Annotated in this window: 11 protein-coding genes and 1 pseudogene; 9 read left to right on the plus strand and 3 right to left on the minus strand. The window is 32.9% G+C overall.

Annotated elements, in window-relative coordinates; genetic code table 11:
- Nucleotides 1-139: 139 nt before the first annotated feature.
- Together ACT3CE_RS11340 and ACT3CE_RS11345 are read left to right on the plus strand one after the other, a co-directional pair.
- Nucleotides 140-889, plus strand: a complete 750-nt coding sequence (locus ACT3CE_RS11340; RefSeq protein WP_444709894.1) for a sulfite exporter TauE/SafE family protein — start codon at nucleotides 140-142, stop codon at nucleotides 887-889.
- 22 nt (nucleotides 890-911) lie between these two features.
- The gene (locus tag ACT3CE_RS11345; protein ID WP_444709895.1) at nucleotides 912-1,943 is read left to right on the plus strand and encodes a PfkB family carbohydrate kinase; all 1,032 of its coding nucleotides are present in this window, start codon (nucleotides 912-914) and stop codon (nucleotides 1,941-1,943) included.
- Nucleotides 1,944-2,055: 112 nt separating this feature from the next.
- Here ACT3CE_RS11345 and ACT3CE_RS11350 read toward each other — a convergent pair whose 3' ends face one another.
- From ACT3CE_RS11350 to ACT3CE_RS11360, 3 genes and pseudogenes are all read right to left on the minus strand, one after another.
- On the minus strand, nucleotides 2,056-5,613 hold the full coding sequence (locus ACT3CE_RS11350) for an AAA family ATPase (protein ID WP_444709896.1): 3,558 nt from the start codon (nucleotides 5,611-5,613) through the stop codon (nucleotides 2,056-2,058).
- A gap of 18 nt (nucleotides 5,614-5,631) precedes the next feature.
- Nucleotides 5,632-6,846: an exonuclease subunit SbcD gene (gene sbcD, locus ACT3CE_RS11355; protein WP_444709897.1), complete on the minus strand. Its 1,215-nt coding sequence runs from the start codon at nucleotides 6,844-6,846 to the stop codon at nucleotides 5,632-5,634.
- A 318-nt stretch (nucleotides 6,847-7,164) separates the two neighbouring features.
- Nucleotides 7,165-7,542 (minus strand): annotated as a pseudogene (locus ACT3CE_RS11360) (Arm DNA-binding domain-containing protein); the annotation flags it as partial.
- Between the two features lie 662 nt (nucleotides 7,543-8,204).
- Here ACT3CE_RS11360 and ACT3CE_RS11365 point away from each other — a divergent pair.
- The 7 genes from ACT3CE_RS11365 to ACT3CE_RS11395 all read left to right on the plus strand — a co-directional run bounded on the left by ACT3CE_RS11365 (nucleotide 8,205) and on the right by ACT3CE_RS11395 (nucleotide 18,161).
- Nucleotides 8,205-8,786 (plus strand): RNA polymerase sigma-70 factor, encoded by a 582-nt coding sequence (locus tag ACT3CE_RS11365; protein ID WP_444709898.1) that lies wholly within the window; start codon nucleotides 8,205-8,207, stop codon nucleotides 8,784-8,786.
- Complete coding sequence (locus ACT3CE_RS11370) at nucleotides 8,787-9,935, plus strand: FecR family protein (protein WP_444709899.1); 1,149 nt, start codon at nucleotides 8,787-8,789, stop codon at nucleotides 9,933-9,935.
- Nucleotides 9,936-10,011: 76 nt separating this feature from the next.
- Nucleotides 10,012-13,377 (plus strand): SusC/RagA family TonB-linked outer membrane protein, encoded by a 3,366-nt coding sequence (locus ACT3CE_RS11375; RefSeq protein WP_444709900.1) that lies wholly within the window; start codon nucleotides 10,012-10,014, stop codon nucleotides 13,375-13,377.
- Between the two features lie 6 nt (nucleotides 13,378-13,383).
- Complete coding sequence (locus ACT3CE_RS11380) at nucleotides 13,384-14,790, plus strand: RagB/SusD family nutrient uptake outer membrane protein (RefSeq protein WP_444709901.1); 1,407 nt, start codon at nucleotides 13,384-13,386, stop codon at nucleotides 14,788-14,790.
- A 3-nt stretch (nucleotides 14,791-14,793) separates the two neighbouring features.
- Nucleotides 14,794-15,492: a DUF4843 domain-containing protein gene (locus tag ACT3CE_RS11385; RefSeq protein ID WP_444709902.1), complete on the plus strand. Its 699-nt coding sequence runs from the start codon at nucleotides 14,794-14,796 to the stop codon at nucleotides 15,490-15,492.
- The gene (locus ACT3CE_RS11390) at nucleotides 15,477-17,003 is read left to right on the plus strand and encodes a PKD-like family lipoprotein (protein ID WP_444709903.1); all 1,527 of its coding nucleotides are present in this window, start codon (nucleotides 15,477-15,479) and stop codon (nucleotides 17,001-17,003) included. Before ACT3CE_RS11385 ends, ACT3CE_RS11390 begins: the two co-directional genes overlap by 16 nt.
- A gap of 249 nt (nucleotides 17,004-17,252) precedes the next feature.
- Complete coding sequence (locus ACT3CE_RS11395; protein ID WP_444709904.1) at nucleotides 17,253-18,161, plus strand: ABC transporter ATP-binding protein; 909 nt, start codon at nucleotides 17,253-17,255, stop codon at nucleotides 18,159-18,161.
- The last annotated feature ends 25 nt before the right edge of the window (nucleotides 18,162-18,186 follow it).

The raw sequence follows: 18,186 nt of genomic DNA on the forward strand, positions 1-18,186 counted from the left end.
CTTGTAGATACATTCCTGTGTCATCTTCTTTATAGTCTATTGTAGATATTTAAAGATTAGTAACTTACTAATTTAGTTTAAAATATATAATTAATATATTAATCTCAGTAATGAGGTTTTTTAATATTACAATTAATTTATGGAGTTGTTGGATTTAATTTTTATTGTGCTAGCTGGTACTTTTGCCGGATTTTTAAATGTTGTGGCTGGGGGAGGTTCTCTAATAACTTTACCATTATTAATTTTTTTAGGTTTGCCACCTACGATTGCAAACGGAACCAATCGAATTGCTATTCTGGCACAAAACTCATTTGCTATAGCAAAATTTAACCAAAATGGAGTAAGCTCTTATCCTTACAGTATTTACCTTGGTATATCTGCTCTTGCAGGATCTCTTGTTGGTGCACTTCTTGTTTTTGATATCGACGAAGATGTCTTTAAACGAATTCTATCTATAGTTATGGTAGGGGTTGCATTGCTAATTCTTTTTAACAGAAAAAGTAAGGATTTAGATGTTGAAGAGAAAATGCATTTTAAGAATCAGGCGTGGGGAGTAATTTCTTTTTTCTTTATTGGTATTTATGGTGGTTTCTTGCACGCGGGAATTGGGTTTATTATCATATTAACTCTTACTAAATTAAATGGTTTTTCTCTGTTAAAGACCAATAGTATTAAAGTTACGGTAGCCTTAATTTATACTCTTGCTGCTGTTGGTGTATTTATCTATAACGATGCTATTAACTGGAAGTTTGCTTTAGTTCTTGCAGCAGGAAATGCATTGGGTGGATATCTGGGGTCATCCTTCTCTGTTAAAAGAGGCGATAAATGGATAAAAGCAATTCTATTGGTAAGTATTTTGGTACTGGCGGTAAAATTATGGTTCTTTTAATAAATTCGTTACTAATTGTGCTATGAATAAAAAGGTTATAACATTTGGAGAGGTAATGTTGCGTTTAGCAACACCCGAACATCAGCGATTTGCACAAACAGAAAGTGTGGAAGCAACTTATGGAGGAGGAGAAGTCAATGTTTCTGCATCCTTGGCTAGTTTTGGGATTCCTACCTCTTTCGTTACCCGATTACCAAATAATGATATCGGACGCTCCTGTAATCATAGATTGAATGGTTTAGGTGTTGATACAAGTTCTGTAGTTTGGGGAGGCGATCGATTGGGAATTTATTTTCTGGAAACTGGTGCTGTAGCTCGCGGATCGAAAGTAGTGTACGACAGATCTTCTTCGGCTTTTACGCAATTTAAAAAAGGAATGGTTAACTGGGATCTGGTATTTGATAATGCCACCTGGTTTCATTGGACTGGTATTATTCCTGCCATTTCTAAAGGGGCTACTCAAGTGCTGGAGGAGGCTTTGGAAAATGCAGAAATGAGAGGTATAACTGTTTCCTGTGATGTGAATTATCGTAGTAAATTGTGGAAGGCAAATAACAAAGCCTCCTCGGTAATGCCTGACTTAATTGCAAAAACCGATATTTTAATCGCTAACGAGTTCGATGCAGATAAGGTACTTTGTGTAAATACTGGTTTGCCTGAAGATTGCAAATATTCCAACGCGACTTTTAAGCAGATTTCTGAGAAGTTAATGGAGAAGTATCCACGTATAAAAAAAGTGATAACAAGCAGGCGGGGAACAATTAATGCCAATTATAATAAATTGGTTGGTATTATTTACGATGGACAGAAAGTATGGGAATCGCCGACCTTTGAAATAACACATATTGTTGATCGAGTTGGCGGAGGAGATGCGCTAATGGCTGGATTAATTTATGGATTTCTAAGTTTTCCCAATGATAGCCAGCGGATTATTGATTTTGCTGTTGCAGCCTCTTTTATCAAGCATACCGTTTCGGGAGATGTTAATTTGTTATCGGTTTCGGAGGTGGAAAAGGTAATGCGTGGTGATATTGGTGGAAAAATTGATTGGTAGATGTAAATATCATGATGATATAAGTATAAAAAAAACGGTCTTTAATTAGTAATTAAAAACCGTTTTTAGTGCTATCAGATCAAAATAAATGAACTACTTTGTTATTTGCAGGTTATCTGATTTCGATATGACTGTTGCCCGAATTGTCTTTCACTAATTCTATTTGTGTACTAATGCGTTCTTTTAGTGCTTCTACATGGCTAATTATTCCAATGGTTCTATTACTTTCAGCTTGTAAGCGTTCCAAAGTGCCTAAAGCCAGTTCTAAGGTTACCTGATCTAAACTCCCAAACCCTTCATCAATAAAGAGAGTTTCCAATTGGGTGTTTTGTCCGGCTAAATCCGATAAACCTAATGCCAGAGCAAGTGAAATTATAAAACTCTCGCCACCCGAAAGTGTACGAACCGATCGTTCTTCGTTTCCTTGCAAAGTATCAACTACAAAAAGATCTTCGTTTTGTTGCGGATTGTATTTTAAGAGGTATCTCTTGTCTAGTTTTCTAAGATGCAAATTAGCGAGACTTAGCATTTGTTGTAAGCTTAATTCTTGTGCAAACTTGCTGTATTTATTTCCTGTAGCATCGCCAATTAAATCATTTAAATTGTCCCATCGTTTAACTTCTTTTCTTTGTAATTCCAGTTCTTTTAGCAGATTTCCAGCACGTTTTTGGTTCTCTTTGTCTTGTTTTAGTTGTTGTTCAAAGGCACCTAAATTTTTATTAGCTTCTCCCAATCGCGCATCTTCGAGTTTTTCATTTTTCAAGAGCTCATCCGTGGGCAACTGGCTAATTTTCTCTGTTATTTTCACTAAAGATTCTTCTATATCATTTTTACTTTGCTCATTAGCTGTTTTTTTATTCTGATAAGTATCTTTTTTGTTCTTAATACTCTCGGCAATTTCTTCAGGTAAAATAGCTTTAATTGCCAATTCTAAATTATCAAAAGATCGTTCTCGAACAAGAGCTAGTAGTGTTTTAAATTCGTTCTCGTATTTATTTTGCAATTCACTAATGTTTTTTGTTTTCTTATGTAATAGGTTTTTTAGGTTTGCAATGTTGTTTTTTGCGCTTAGTTCATTTTTCTTACTTTCTTGCGATTGCAGACTTGCTTGTTCTAGTTTATTATCGATTTTTATTTGCTCTTCGGCAGGTAATTTATCGCCTAATAATTCTTTTCGTTTTTTATCAATATCTAATTTAGATTTAGAAAATTTGTTAAGCTTAAGTGTTTGCTGGTTTATCTCTTTTCGGTTTGCTTCTAGTTTTTCAATTCCTGCTTTTATCAATTCATTTAGTTGAACAATATTTTTGTCTTGAGATGAAAGTTCTTCTTTTTTCTTTTGATATTGAATATGAAGTGTACTTAAGCTTTCTAATTTTGATTTTAGATTTGATTTTTCCTCAATAAACTCTGATAATTTAGACAGATGGAGTTCACTTTGTTTTTGAGTTTCGGCAATTTGTGTTGCCTTATCAATAATGGGCTTTAGTAATTGTAAATTTAGATTAATATTCTCCTTAGAATCATATTTTATAGCTAATTTTTTTATTTGTAGATCCTGATTTTTAAAATCTTCAATTAGTTTTTTTAAGCTATCTTCATCTAATATTTTCAACGAGATTTTGAGTTTTAACTGTTCTTTTTCAAAATCTTGAAAATCATCATTCAAAGTAATTTTTAATTTGTCAGATCGCTCTTGAATATTCTTATTGTCGGCATTTAGGTGAACCAATTCTTTTTGTTGTGCATCTATATTGTTTGTTATACTTTTTATATCAGCATGTAATTGTTCTTGCTCTTTTTTGCTTTCCTTACTCTTATTTTCGTAGCTTCCTACAAAAGGATGATGAGTTGAACCGCACAAAGGACAAGGCTCGTTAGGAATTAGTTTTTCACGTTTATCTTCTAATGACGACTCTAACTGTAAACGCTGTATTCGCAGATTTATTTCTTCCTCTTTAAGCTGTAAAACTTTTAATTTAGGTTCTTGTTTTTTCAGAAAATCTTCACCTGTGGCTATTAATTTATTGTTAGCTTTTAATTTTAGTTCTAACTCAAGCTTTTCCTTATTATTCTTAATGTAAGATTTCTGAAGTGTTTCAAGTTGATCAAGACATCTAATTTTTTGAGCTGCTTGTTCTGTTAGTTGTTTTAACTCGTCTCGATTACTAAATTTTGCTTTTTTAAGCTCTTCCTCAAGTGGGAGTAGCTGAGTTTTAAAATCATCGATATGTTTATGAATAATCTCAATTTTTTCAGTCCAATTACTTCCTTTAAGCAGATGATTTTTCAGCTCTTTATTTTGTAAAATTTTTACTTCCTCCTCGAACTTTGAAAAGATATTTCTCATTTGCTTTACTTGCTCATTCACCAAAGGTAATAAAGCAGGAACCTCTTCAAGGGCTTTATTTTTGCTAAGAAACTTCTCAATTTCTATTTTATAATTCTCACAGGTTTTTAAATTTTTAGTGTGTTCATTCTGTTTTATTTCCAGATTTTTATATGCAAGGGTAGAGCCATCCAATTCATTTTTGTGTTCTTTGATTTGAGCTGTCAGATTTTTTAATTGTTCATCTAAGAGTGAAACCTTGTTGAGAACAGGTAACAACAGTTTGCGCTCTGTGCTTAAGCGTTTTTCATTCTCAATATGAATAGCTACTTGCTTACTTATTTGCTCAAGTTCTTTCTTTTTATCTGTAATTTGTTTTTCCCATTCTCCAGTTTGTTTTTTAAGCTGTTCAATTTGTTTTGCCAATAGTATGTTTTGTTGCAAATCTCCCTTAATATGAATCAGTTTGTTATGTTGTTCGAGTTGTTGCAAACGGGGAGCGAAATCTTGAATTCCTTTTTTGATTATTTCTTCATCTTTTCTATTTTTTTCAAGAGAAAGTTTGAGTGCTGATTCTTGTTTGCGAATATCAATCTGTTCTTTGGTGATTTTGATTTGCTTCTCTAACTTTTCAAGTTCGATCTTTAGCTCTTTACTTTTCTCTATAATACTTTCTTTATCTTCTGGGCTTAACAGTTCTATGCCCTGCATTTTATTATTTAAAGCTTCTATTTTTGCTTTTTGCTCTCTTAGCTTGGTATAGGCTGCTATTCCAATTTGGCGGTAAATTTCAGTTCCCGTAATTTTCTCAAGTAACTCGGAGCGTTCGTTGGCATTTGCCTTTAAAAATCTTGCAAATTCGCCTTGCGATAGAACAATTGATTTTACGAATTGATCGTAGTTTAGACCTGTTATCTCAGTATTTTTGGTAGGGATATTTCTTTTTGCTTGTTCCAGAATATCCCATTCACCATCTTGATTTAATTGAGAAAGCTCCATTTCGTAATCACGAAGATTGTGATTTCTGTTTCGACTAATGCTCCATTTCGAACGGTAGCTACTTCCATTCACCTGGTATTCAACTTCAGCGAAACAATCGGATGTTCCTCGTGTGATTAATGTCCCAAATTTTTCAATATTAGCAGTAGATAGTTTTCCACTGCGCGGAATTTGGTTATATAAAGCTAAGCTGATAGCATCGAGCAAAGTACTTTTACCTGCTCCTGTTGGGCCAGTAATGGCAAACAAGCCTGTTTCACTTAATGGAGCTTTATTAAAATTTATAGTATGTTCCTCTTTTAAAGAGTTAAGATTTTTTATTCTTAGTTGGGTAATCTTCATTGTATCTGGAATATGATCTTATTGTTCCTGTTCATTCATTTCCTGTAAAAGCTGTTGGTAGCTGTTTTGTAATTCAGTTCGGTCTTCGAAACTCGATCGATCTAAAAGCTTTTCAAAAACTTCCCGGTTTGTTAGGTCTTTTAATGCAATTTGCTCTTCATATAATTCCGATACACCTTTCACACGATCCTTAAAACTGATGGATGGTTTTATAATCTCCAAATCAAAATCCTCGGCTAAAACTTCTTTGTATTTTTGTATCAAATTAGGATCGTAGTTTTCTTCTACAATTTGAATTTCGGCCCAATCTGTAAATTCACCTACCGATTTATGTTGTCGTATTTGTGCGGTAACTTCATCTAAATTTCCGGTAAATGCAATAAGTCTTCTAAATAATGGAACCGGAACTGATTCTATCGAATCGAGTTTATTATCCTTGAATTCTACAATAACAACTTCTTTGAGGTCATTTTTCTCGCTAAAACTTAAGGGAATTGGAGATCCGGAATAACGAACTTGTTCTTGTTTAGATATGCGTTGTGGACGATGAATATGTCCTAAGGCAACATAGTTAAAGTTTTGAGGGAAATCATTCCATTTAAAAGCTGCCTGATTTCCCATTTGAATATCTCTTTCGCTATCGCTTGTAGAAGCGCCTGCCATGTAAAGGTGACCAGTTGCAATTACGGGTAATTTTTTTGTATTGATCTTTTTTACATATTCAGATAATTCCTTATAGTGTTCTGCAATCCCCAAGCTTGTTGCCTTTACTTTGTCTTCGTAACTCTCACCCGCTATACCTTTGCGAATATCTCTGTCGCGCAAATATGGAACCGCACATACATAAGCAGCAGGTTCACCTTTTTTGTTCTTAACTTCAACAATTTCTTTTTCAATAGAGTTGGGAACACCTCCAATTACTGTTATGTCTAATGCATCTAATAGACTTTTTGGAGCATTCAAAGTACTTACATAATCATGATTTCCTCCCGTAATAATTACTTTTTGGCATGTACTTTCGCGGCATTGGGTTAAGAATCTATAATACTGTTGTAAGGCCGAATTAGAAGGATAGCCTACGTCGAAAATATCTCCGGCAATTACGAGTAAATCAATTTTCCTGTCATGTAATATTTCCAATAACCAGCTAAAGAATTTTTCGTGTTCATAAAATCTGTCTTTGCCATGCAGGCGCTGCCCGATATGCCAATCGGATGTATGTAATATTCTCATGAATAAATAATATTTTTTGTAGTAGTGAATATAGAAAAAGAATTTGTGACAAGTAAGCAAGTTAGATGTGTTTAAAAATAAAAAATGATATATTTTTCAGGATCAGTCAATAGTATTTTATAGAATAGCTGAAATTGCAATACAGAATTATGTTGGGAATATTATGAATGAAAAATGTTAGCAGTATTGATGTTTTTGTTAATGAGTAAGTTAATCTAATATAACAGCAGAATAGAAAATATTTGAGTACTTCTTTTTTACTTGGGCTAAGTTTATTTGAATTTAATAGTTTTTTTCAATGTGTTATTTCCGAGAATCTCAAGAATTATCAGCTATTTTAGGTTTATAAGTTCTTACAGCTTCTTTAGATAGGTTTTTATTGGTATTGATATAGTTTAGTACAAAGTTGTAGAAATCATTTGAGTTGTAGTTTGATTTAAATTTGAGAACAAATTCGGTGAAAGTTGATGTTCTATCAAATCTTATAAAGTCGTTAAGTATTTGTTGAGCTTTAGCCAAGTCTTGATTAAGCTTGATGTTTTTTATTGCTGAATTTTTGACGGAAGTTTTAAACTGAAATTTATCTTTTTGCAACTCTCCTTCTTGCGCACTTATATCAATAGGAAAGTATCTAGATTTTCTATTAATTGTTAGACGTAAAAAGATTGAGTTTGAGCCATCTTTTCGTTTAAAATCTTTTCGAAGAGTTCATTTGATAGTAGCATTCATATTTTTCAAGTTTTGCGTGTAAAACAATTGTGAAACAAATATGAAAAACAATGGAAATATAATGGGGAAGATAGTATAAGAGAATCTGTCTAAATAACTGAAAATGAAACAAGTTGAAACTTTATATTTCAACTTGTTTCTGTTTTGAGTGGAGCTGCAGGGAGCTTAAACTTAGTCTTAACTCGCTGTAGATAAGTGTCTATTTGATTTTTGGTATCCTCTTAGGTATCTGGTTTTGTGATGAAAATTAATTTTACATTCATTATAGGGAGTGAAAGCCCCATGAAACATTGTTATTCAATTGATAGCAGTTGATTCTTAGGGTTATTCGTTTCAGGTTTTTAATCTTGTTGTCATATCCAACTTTTTATTAAAAGCAATAAGAGCCTACTTATTTCCTTTATTTGTTGTAAGTAACTCAACAGTACATGCTTTTTCCTATTAAAAATAAATTCATTTCTTCAAGTTATCTTTTGATAATCTAAACTTACTTTAAAAATGAGCAAATGATTTTTTTTTAAAAAAAATATCACCCTCTTTTGTAAGGTAGTTGTATAACAATTGTAAATCCCCGAATGGAATTAATTTGCCATTAATAGAACTAACCTAAACTGAGGAGGAGGAAAAGAATGAATTTTCCAGAGCATTATGTGAGAAAGCTTAAAAATGGAGATCGAAAAGCATTTCAAATGCTGTATTCCGAGATGTTTCCAAAACTCTGTGCGTTTGCAAATAAGTATATTAATGATAGGGAAGTAAGTATTGACATTGTTCAAGATGTTTTTGTGCGTATTTGGGATCACCGTACTTCTATAAGGAGTAATACCTCATTTAGTTCATTTTTATTTGTTACCGTTAAAAATGCATCCATTAATTATTTGCGGAAGCAAAAATCATCGACTAAACTTCATCAGGATTATACAAGCTTAAATTCAGATACTTTATTTGAATTTAATAAGTTGGAACAAGATGTATTTGCTACTGTATATGATTATATACAATCACTTCCCAAAAGATCCAGAGAAATTATGCTACTTACATTAAATGGAGTTTCCAATGATGAAATTCGTACTGAATTGGGAATATCAGTAAATACAGTAAAGACTCTTAAAAAGCACTCATACAGGAAGATGAGAGAAAAATTCAAAAATCTTCTTTATTTAATATACCCTCTTTTGATACTGCTTTGTAATACAATAAAAGACGTTTAGATGAGCGAGAAACAATATATAGCGGAACTAATTTCAAAATATATCACTTCAAATTTAACACCAGTTGAAGAGGAATATTTAAATGATTGGTTACAAGACCCTTTCAATAAAATGCAATTCGATAGAATTATTGAATTGAATAATGTGTATGAGAACCTAGAGGATTTGGATTTCTTTCATTCAAATAATAGAATGGATGAATTTTCGGAATACATTAAACCTAACAGGCAAATATCAAAATGGATGGCTTATGCAGCGGCCGTTTTCTTGCCTATTGTACTTGGAATTTCAGTTTTCTTTATAGATGATGATATTTTTACATTTAAGCAAGGGGATGTTGTTGCAATAGAGCAATTTAGTGAGAGTGTTACTTTGGAATTGAACAATGGTGAAGTTTATACGTTTGATTATCAGGATTCTGTTCTTCATACTTCAAATGGAATTTTGGAAATTGATTCTACAAACATTAGTTATTTAAAGAAAGATGAAATTGAAGATTCTATTCAAGAATATAACACCATAATTATTCCAAGAGGGATGAAGTACAGTTTAACTCTTTCAGATGGAACTAAGGTTTGGTTGAATGCACAAACTAAATTAAAGTACCCCGTTGAGTTTATTGGACGCAATAGAAAAGTCTTTTTAGCAGAGGGTGAAGCTTACTTTGATGTACAGGAAAATAAAAATAAACCCTTTATTGTTTCTGTTGATAATGAAGAAGTGAAGGTTCTGGGAACCGAGTTTAATGTAAGAGCCTATAATAATGAAAATGAAAATCAGATAACCTTAGTTGAAGGTGAGGTTTTGGTGAATAATGATCAGAATCAAATAAGAATGCTTCCAAATCAACAAATAAAGATTCGATCAGGTGAAAGCAATTTATTATTGGAGAATGTGAATGCTGGCATTTTTGTTGGATGGAAAGACAATCAGTTAATGTACCGTAATGCAAGCTTAGAAAGAATATTATTGGACCTTGAAAGGTATTACAACATAAAAGTATTTTATCAAGATCCTGAAAAACAATTTGAAACTTACTCGTTGTCACTCGAGATAACTTCAGATTTTCAGAATGTTATTGAGTTGCTGGAAGCTACGGGAAGTGTACAGTTTGAGATTAAAAATAATGTATTGGTAGTAAAAAAATAGTGTAGAATGCTGGCACATTCTACACTTTGAAATTGCTAGCTAATATAAATAACTAACCTTTTAAAAAATCAAATTTATGAAGAAAAAATCTAACCCTAGTTTTTTCTTAAGGAAAAAACTCGGATTGCCTATTAAATTTCTTGCATTGGTTTGCTTGATAATAACACTGAATTTAAATTCCTGGGCAACAGTTTCCATGCAAGGGAATCAAATTGAGATTAAAGAGTCAAATATTAACCTTGAAGATTTAATATGGAAAATTAAGGAAAAATCTGGATATAAGTTTATTTACAACACCAAACATTTAAAAAGCTATACGGATTTAAATATAAATAAGAAAGGAACAGTAGATGAAATTCTTAAATCTATTTTAGATGATACTAATTTAACTTATGAAATTAAGAATGGTGCTTATGTATTAAAATTAAAAGTTGCAAAACCTAAGCCAATTAAAGAACAAAAAGCAACCATTGTTCGAGGGAAAGTGTCTGATAAAGATGGACAGCCACTTCCTGGAGCAACTGTGATGTTAAAAGGATATAGTTTTGGTTGTATTACTAATGAAAATGGTTTTTTCGAATTTGAATCATTAGTTAGAAAAGGAAAGTTGCAGATCTCATTTATAGGTTATAAAACTTATACCGTTGAATTTGATGGAGGAAGTTTTTTGGATGTTCAGCTTATAGAAGATGAAGAAAATCTTAAAGAAGTTGTTGTAACCGGTTATTTTAATAAGAAGAAAGAGACTTATACCGGTAATGCAAAAACCTTTTCAGGAGAAAGTATTAGGGCTATATCAACAGGTAATGTTTTATCAAGTCTTTCTAATTTGGATCCTACTTTTCAGATAATTGAAGATAATGAAATGGGGAGTGATCCAAACACTCTTCCGGAATTTGTGATACAAGGGCAAAGTAGTTTAGAAGGAGACTTTAAGCATTCTCCAAATATGCCAACATTTATATTAGATGGTTTTGAAGTTACTGCACAACAGGTGTTTGATCTTGATCCCAACAGGGTGAAAAGTATGACAATACTGAAAGATGCGGCAGCTACAGCAATTTATGGTTCAAGAGCGGCCAATGGTGTGGTTGTGGTAGAAACCCTTGAGCCTGAAAAGGGTAAATTAAGGCTGACTTATACAGGTGCAATGGATTTTGAGGTAGTAGATTTAAGTGGGTATGATCTTTTAAATGCGTCTGAAAAACTTGAGTATGAAAGTTTATCAGGGCTTTATGAAGATATGAGAGTTGTGGCAAATAGCTGGGATAATCAACAACTGTATAATGACCGATTAAAATTAGTTAGTGAAGGTGTTGATACCGATTGGAAAGCAATTCCGCTACATGATATTGGTCTAAGTCATAAGCACTCCTTGTATGCAGAAGGAGGTGATGATACTTTTAGATATGGTTGGGACTTAAACTATAAGGATCAGAATGGAGTAATGAAAGGATCATCTAATACGAATATCGGGACTTCCATCAAATTACAATATCGTTATAAGAATTTAAATGTCATGAATCATCTGCAGTACTCTAATGTAAAGGCAGAGAATTCTCCTTATGGCAACTACTCGACCTATACCCAATTAAACCCTTATTTTTATCCGTATGGTGAAAATGGTTTACCAAAGGAAGTGTTGTATGAGAACTCTACTAGTGCTCAGAAACATTTTTTAATATTAAATCCATTATATAACATTGGTTTAGCCACGAAAGATGAAAGTGAGTATAGCGCACTAACGGATAATTTTTCCGTGGATTGGTTAATTGCCGATGGTCTTAGGCTTAAAGGAACAGCTTCTATATCGCAACAAAAATCAGAATCAAATATTTTTAAACCTGCCAGTCATACTGATTTCTATAGTACCGAGTTAAAAGGAAGTTATAGTAAAAACTCATCTGAGAACGTGACCTTAGATGGTAGTTTATTGCTTTCCTATTTAAAACAATTTAAAAAGCACTCTATAAATTTTGGAGCTGTTTATAATATAAGAGAAACTAGAGAGGATAGTTATGGTGTATTTGCCTACGGTTTTCCCAATGATAAAATGGATCATATAGGGATGGCTTTGCAATATGCTGAAGGAGACCGACCATCAGGAGATGAAAGTGTTTCCAGATTAGTTGGTATTGCAGGAAACTTAAACTATAGTTACGACGATAGGTATGTATTTGATGCTTCTGTTCGTAGTGATGGATCATCAGTGTATGGGGAAGATAAGCGATGGGGAACATTTGGTTCGCTTGGTTTAGGCTGGAATATCCATAACGAGAAATTTTTGCATGATTCAAATTTAATTCAGGAATTAAGGCTTAGAGCTTCGGTAGGAATAACAGGTAGTACGGCTTTTAGCCCTTACCAGTCTATGACTATGCTTTCTTATAATAATTACCTTATGCAAGGCCGAACTTATCGAGATCAATTAGGTGCTTTGCTTATGGCTTATGGGAATACTAATTTAAAGTGGCAGGAAACAACTAAGAATAATATTGGTGTTGATTTTACCTTATTGAACAGTAAATTATCTGGTAGTATCAACTTATATAATAATCGAACAAAGGGTGTTTTAACAGATGTACTATTAGCTCCCTCAGTAGGTTCTAGTAGTTATAAAGATAATCTTGGAGACATTGAGAATAAAGGTTTTGAATTATCACTAAGAGGAACTGTTGTACGTGATCGGTTTAATCAGATACAATTGGATGTTTTTGGAATGGTATCTCGAAATGTAAATAAGCTTAAAAAAATAAATAACTCGTTAGTTGCTTATAATGATACTCAAGACGAAAATACAAATGACGAAGATAACAACCTTAGGAAGAGACCAGTTGTTAGATACATGCTTGATGAATCAATTAACACAATTTGGGCAAATGAATCATTAGGTATTGATCCAAGAACTGGAGAAGAAGTATTTCTTGATATGAATGGAGAAAAGGTTAATGAGTGGAGTACTTCAAATTATAAACCTTTAGGTAATAAAGATCCAGAGTTTTTTGGGAATTTAGGAACAATGTTCATGTATAAGAAATGGCAGTTGAATGCAAATTTCACATACAGTATGGGCGGAGATATTTATAATAACACTTTAGTTGATAAAGTTGAAAATGTAACTTCTTTGCAAAATGCTGATATAAGAGTTTTGTACGACAGATGGAAAGAGCCAGGAGATATTGCTAAGTATAAAGCTATTACCAATGAACAACCAACAATGCCTACATCAAGGTTTATTGAGGAAGAGAATTATATTGAACTAAAATCTTTAAACCTTTCTTATACGCTACAAGGCAATACATTAAATAAATATCCTATTGAACGTATTCGACTGTCTGCATTTGCAAATAATATTCACAGATGGTCTTCTGTGAAAGTAGAAAGAGGTACGAGTTATCCTTTTGCAAGGAGTTTTTCATTCCAAGTTCAACTTACATTTTAAATAGCTATGAAGAATATAATTATATTATTTACATGTTTACTGATGTTTTCAGCTTGTGAAGATTGGTTTGATGTATCACCAAAGTCAAATGTAAAAGCTGAAGACATGTTCAGCTCAGAATCAGGATTTGCCGATGTATTAACGGGAGCGTATACTGTTCTTACCACTCCAGATAGTTATGGTACAGAATTATCATTTGGGTTTGTTGATGTATTGGCTAGATACTATACTTCCATACCAGCACAGAATCATGAATATCAAAATGCCATAAGTTATTCGTATAAAGAGCAAACAGAGTTGGATCGAGTTGCTTCAATTTGGTCTACTCAATATACTGTTATTTCTAATCTAAATTTAATGCTTTCGTATATCGATGAGCAAAAGGATGTTTTTAGATCTGAAGAAACATTTAACTTCTATAAAGCTGAAGCTTTAGGATTAAGAGCGATGATTCATTTTGATTTATTGCGACTTTTTGGTCCTTCTCCTAAGGATGGGATGGATAAATTGGCTATCCCTTATATGATAGATTATACAAATCTTGCTCAGGCACAATTATCTGTTTCTGAAACTATCGATGCTGTATTGGAAGATATTCAAACGGCGAAAGGACTTATAAAAAATATCGATTATTATGGTCCTAACAGAGCTAATGCAAGTAATGATGAATTTAAAATAGATAGACAGTTTAAATTCAATTACTATGCTATGGTAGCGTTTGAAGCAAGGGTGCAATTGTATGCAGGTAATAAAGCTAATGCTCTGGATTTGGCCAAAGAAATTGTAAATACTCCAGATACGGAGCCAATCGATATTATAGAATTAGCAGATGGTTCGAATGCTTCCGATAGAATTTTTAAAAAGGAAGTTCTTTGGGGATTGGAGATTGAATCATTAAGCGAGGATTATACAACATATCTAACGAAAAATTCAAATAATCTATTGGCTACTCCTTATTATTTAGTGGATGGATTATTTATGAGTGCGAATGTTGCTGATTCTGAATATAGGAAAGGAATATGGTGGACAACACTTGATTATTTGGATATGGCTTCGGTTAAATATGCTGGAAATGAAGGCGGTAAAGCTACTATGCTTCCATTAATCAGAGTTTCAGAAATGTATTATATCGCAGCCGAGTGTGCAACGAGTGAAGAAGAAGGATTTGCATACCTGAACAAGATGAGACAACATAGAGGCTTAATGCCATTGGTTGAAACAGGTACGCTGCAGCAGCGCATAAGCGAGGAATATAAAAAGGAATTCTTAGGTGAAGGTCAAATGTTCTATTATTTCAAAAGGCACAATAGTGCGGTAATGGGAGTATTTGAAGATTATCCAGTTGGAGAGGAGAATATTTATGAAATTCCGTTACCTACAGATGAGTTGAATTTTGGACAAATTGAATTTTAAGCTATGAGATATTTATTAATATTATTTGCCATTACGTTTTGCATGGGCTGTTCAGAAAATGAACGATTAATATACGAAACTAAACCAGCAGTTTATTTTCCCGATTATAATGATGATAACAAAACCGCTTCGGTAAGTTTTGTTGTAGATCCTGAAAAACAAGATATGATTTTTGATTTGGGCATTGCTGTTTTAGGTTCAATTCCCAATGATTTGAATTATGAATTACAAATCAATTCAGAATCTACTGCTATAGAAGGTGTACATTATAAATCATTTAATACGAGTCAAGTGTTTCCTGCAGGAAAATTAGATGTGGTGTTACCTATTACAATTATGTATTCACCCAATCTGGACAATGAGGCAGTTACTTTATCCTTGTCATTGCTTCCAACCAATGATATAGATCTTGCATACAAAGATCGTTTAACGGTTGATATTCAGATTTCTAATTTGCTTTTTGAATCACCAATATGGAACTATTTGTATTTGGGTGAATATTCTAAAGTAAAGCATCAGATATTTATTGACCTTTTAGGGCACGAAATTCCTCAACAGTTAGACGATGCTTTGGGATATAAGGGATTTAGTGGTTTAGGATACTGGAATGATGCTGCAAAAATAGTGTTAGATTATATAATAACAAATTCTCCCGTATACGACGAGAATGGTAAAAAAATTGAGCCATGGATTATATATTAACAAAAAAAATAAGAATAACCTTGATAGTGTTATTAACACTTGTTGGAGGGATGACTTCTTGTGTTGAAGATGAGACAATTCACGATTTCGAAGAGTTAAATGAAGTTGAAATTCAATTGTTAGATTCGGAAGATGACGTTATTGAGAAGTTATTGTACGATAGATTACAAATTACCCCAGATATTTCAACTTCTTTTAATGATGACTCGGATTTAGAATACAATTGGATTTTAAGAAGTTCATCTAAAAGCGATGTTATTTCGGAAGAAAGAGATCTTGATATTGAGATTTCTCCCGAGGTATTTCCTGTAGATCAAGATGGTCTTTTTTTAGCTCTAAAAGTTATTGATAAGTCAACTGGAGTTTTCTACTTTGATGAGGTCAAGATATTTGTAAATACAATATTTTCAAAAGGTAGATTAATTTTAGGTTTAAAAGATGGTGAATCTACGGTTAGCTTTCTGACTTTTGAAGATGAATTGTTCGAAGATGTTTATAAAAGAGCAAATGGAGGCAATCCTGTAGGTGTTAACCCTTTGCAAATTGATAATTATGGGAACTCATATAGTGGGCGAAAAATTGTAATTCTTTGCGGCGATGAGCAAGGAGGTGTATTTGTAGATGAAAAAACATTTGTAACTAAATATACAACAAGAGAGTCGTTTATAACTCAGCCTAAGGCTACAATTCTTGATCCCTATTTGATTGAGGGGGGAGATTTAAGCTTTGCAACTATGCGATTAGGTGGAAATGCATATCCTGTAGGCTCTAATTTTGGGCCATGGAAATATAAATTGATATGCACCGAAGCAAATAGTGATTATAATATTGCACCTATTATATTAGAAGGTGCCATGGGTGGCAGTATGTTTTACGATGAAAAATATGGAAGAATATTATATCGTGATGGTATGATGGCATCAGGTAATCTTACAGAAATAATTGTTTCTTCTGGTTTTGCATTCGATCCTTCAGGATTTGGAGAAAATACAAAGTTGTTGACAGCAGGAAATAATAATGGAACAAAGTGGTTTTTAGTTAAAAACTTGGATACTGAGGAGATCTATCTTTATGAATGTGTAGTTGATTTTGATTGGTCATTTTTCTCAATGAGTTTTGAAGCAAGATCTAAAACATTGGTAACTGAAGCTATGGCCGAAGGTATAAGCGAAGCTAGCTTATTCACTTCACCTAAGAAAAGTAACTATCTTATTTATGAAAGGAATAAGCAGATTCGCTTCTACTCTATCGACAATAAGACTAGTGGAGTTTTCACTGGCGGAGACTTGTCGGCTGAGAATATAGAAATAAGCAATATAAAGTGCGTGACACATGGTAACTATGGAAGTGAAACAAGCTTTTTTGTGTCAACCATAAATAATGAGCTAACCAGTCTTAAAGGTGGTTATAGAGAATACGATATCAGTACAGTTGGAGGCTTTAACCTGGTTGAAAAAGATAAACAAGAAGGTTTCTGTGATGAATTGATTGATATCGCAATTAGAGATTAATAATAAACGAAAATTAAAATGTTAATCTAATTGTGTAGTTTGGTTTTTATATTAGAAACTACACTATAATTCTAAATTTTATAATTGATGAAAATACAAGTGAGGTTGCTCTGTCGAATGAGTTGATTAGTAAGTAACCTCACTGATTTTCAGCAGTGTATTGATGTGGCCTACATGTCGACAGGGAATGTATTACCTGAAAATCATAAGAATTATGTACAATAATAAGAAGAGAGTATGAAAAAATCTTTGGTTAGAATAGAGAATCTATCTCATTGCTACAGTGTACAATGGGCGGTGAAGGATGTGAGTTTTGATATACCTGATAAAGGTATATATGGTTTGCTCGGTTCAAATGGAGCAGGTAAATCTACAACGATGAATATTATGAGTGGTGTATTGAAACAAACTCAAGGTAAAATATTTATCAATGATATTGATATGTCTGAAGATCCAATTGAAGCTAAGAAACAAATTGGATTCCTACCACAAAAACCACCTTTGTATACCGATACGACGGTAGAGGAATATCTTACAAATTGTGCACATCTACGTATGATTCCTAGTAAAGATGTAAAGGTAGCAGTAGATCAAGTATTGGAAAAATGCTCTATTGCACATTTTCGTAAAAGATTATTACGCAATTTGTCAGGTGGTTATCAGCAGCGTGTTGGTATCGCTCAGGCCATTATCCATAAACCATCATTAATCATATTAGATGAACCTACCAATGGATTAGATCCTAATCAGATATTAGAAATTCGTACGCTTATTAGAGAAATTGCCGAAGATCGAGCTGTTATTCTTTCTACACACATGTTAACCGAAGTTCAAGCTATATGTGAATATATTCTTATGGTTGAAAACGGGAAAGTTGTCTTTTCTGGTAAAATGGAAGAGTTCGATAATTATCTAAGCCCAAACTCTGTTTTTGTTAAATTATTAGAAATGCCATCGGTTGAAGACTTACAATTAATCGAGGGAGTTGAAGCTGTTGAAGAACTGGGTGGCCCAGATTATAGATTGAAATTTATGAATCTGAATGGTGCAACTGAGAGAGTTGTTGAAGAGAGTGTTAAAAGAGGTTGGCGTTTAAATGAGGTACACATCGAAAAGAATTCCTTGAATGATGTATTCTCCGCATTATCTAATAAATAAAATTATTATACAAGATGAAAATGAT

It is taken from the genome of Marinifilum sp. RC60d5, assembly GCF_052400665.1.
Taxonomy (GTDB): Bacteria; Bacteroidota; Bacteroidia; order Bacteroidales; family Marinifilaceae; genus JBQTGK01.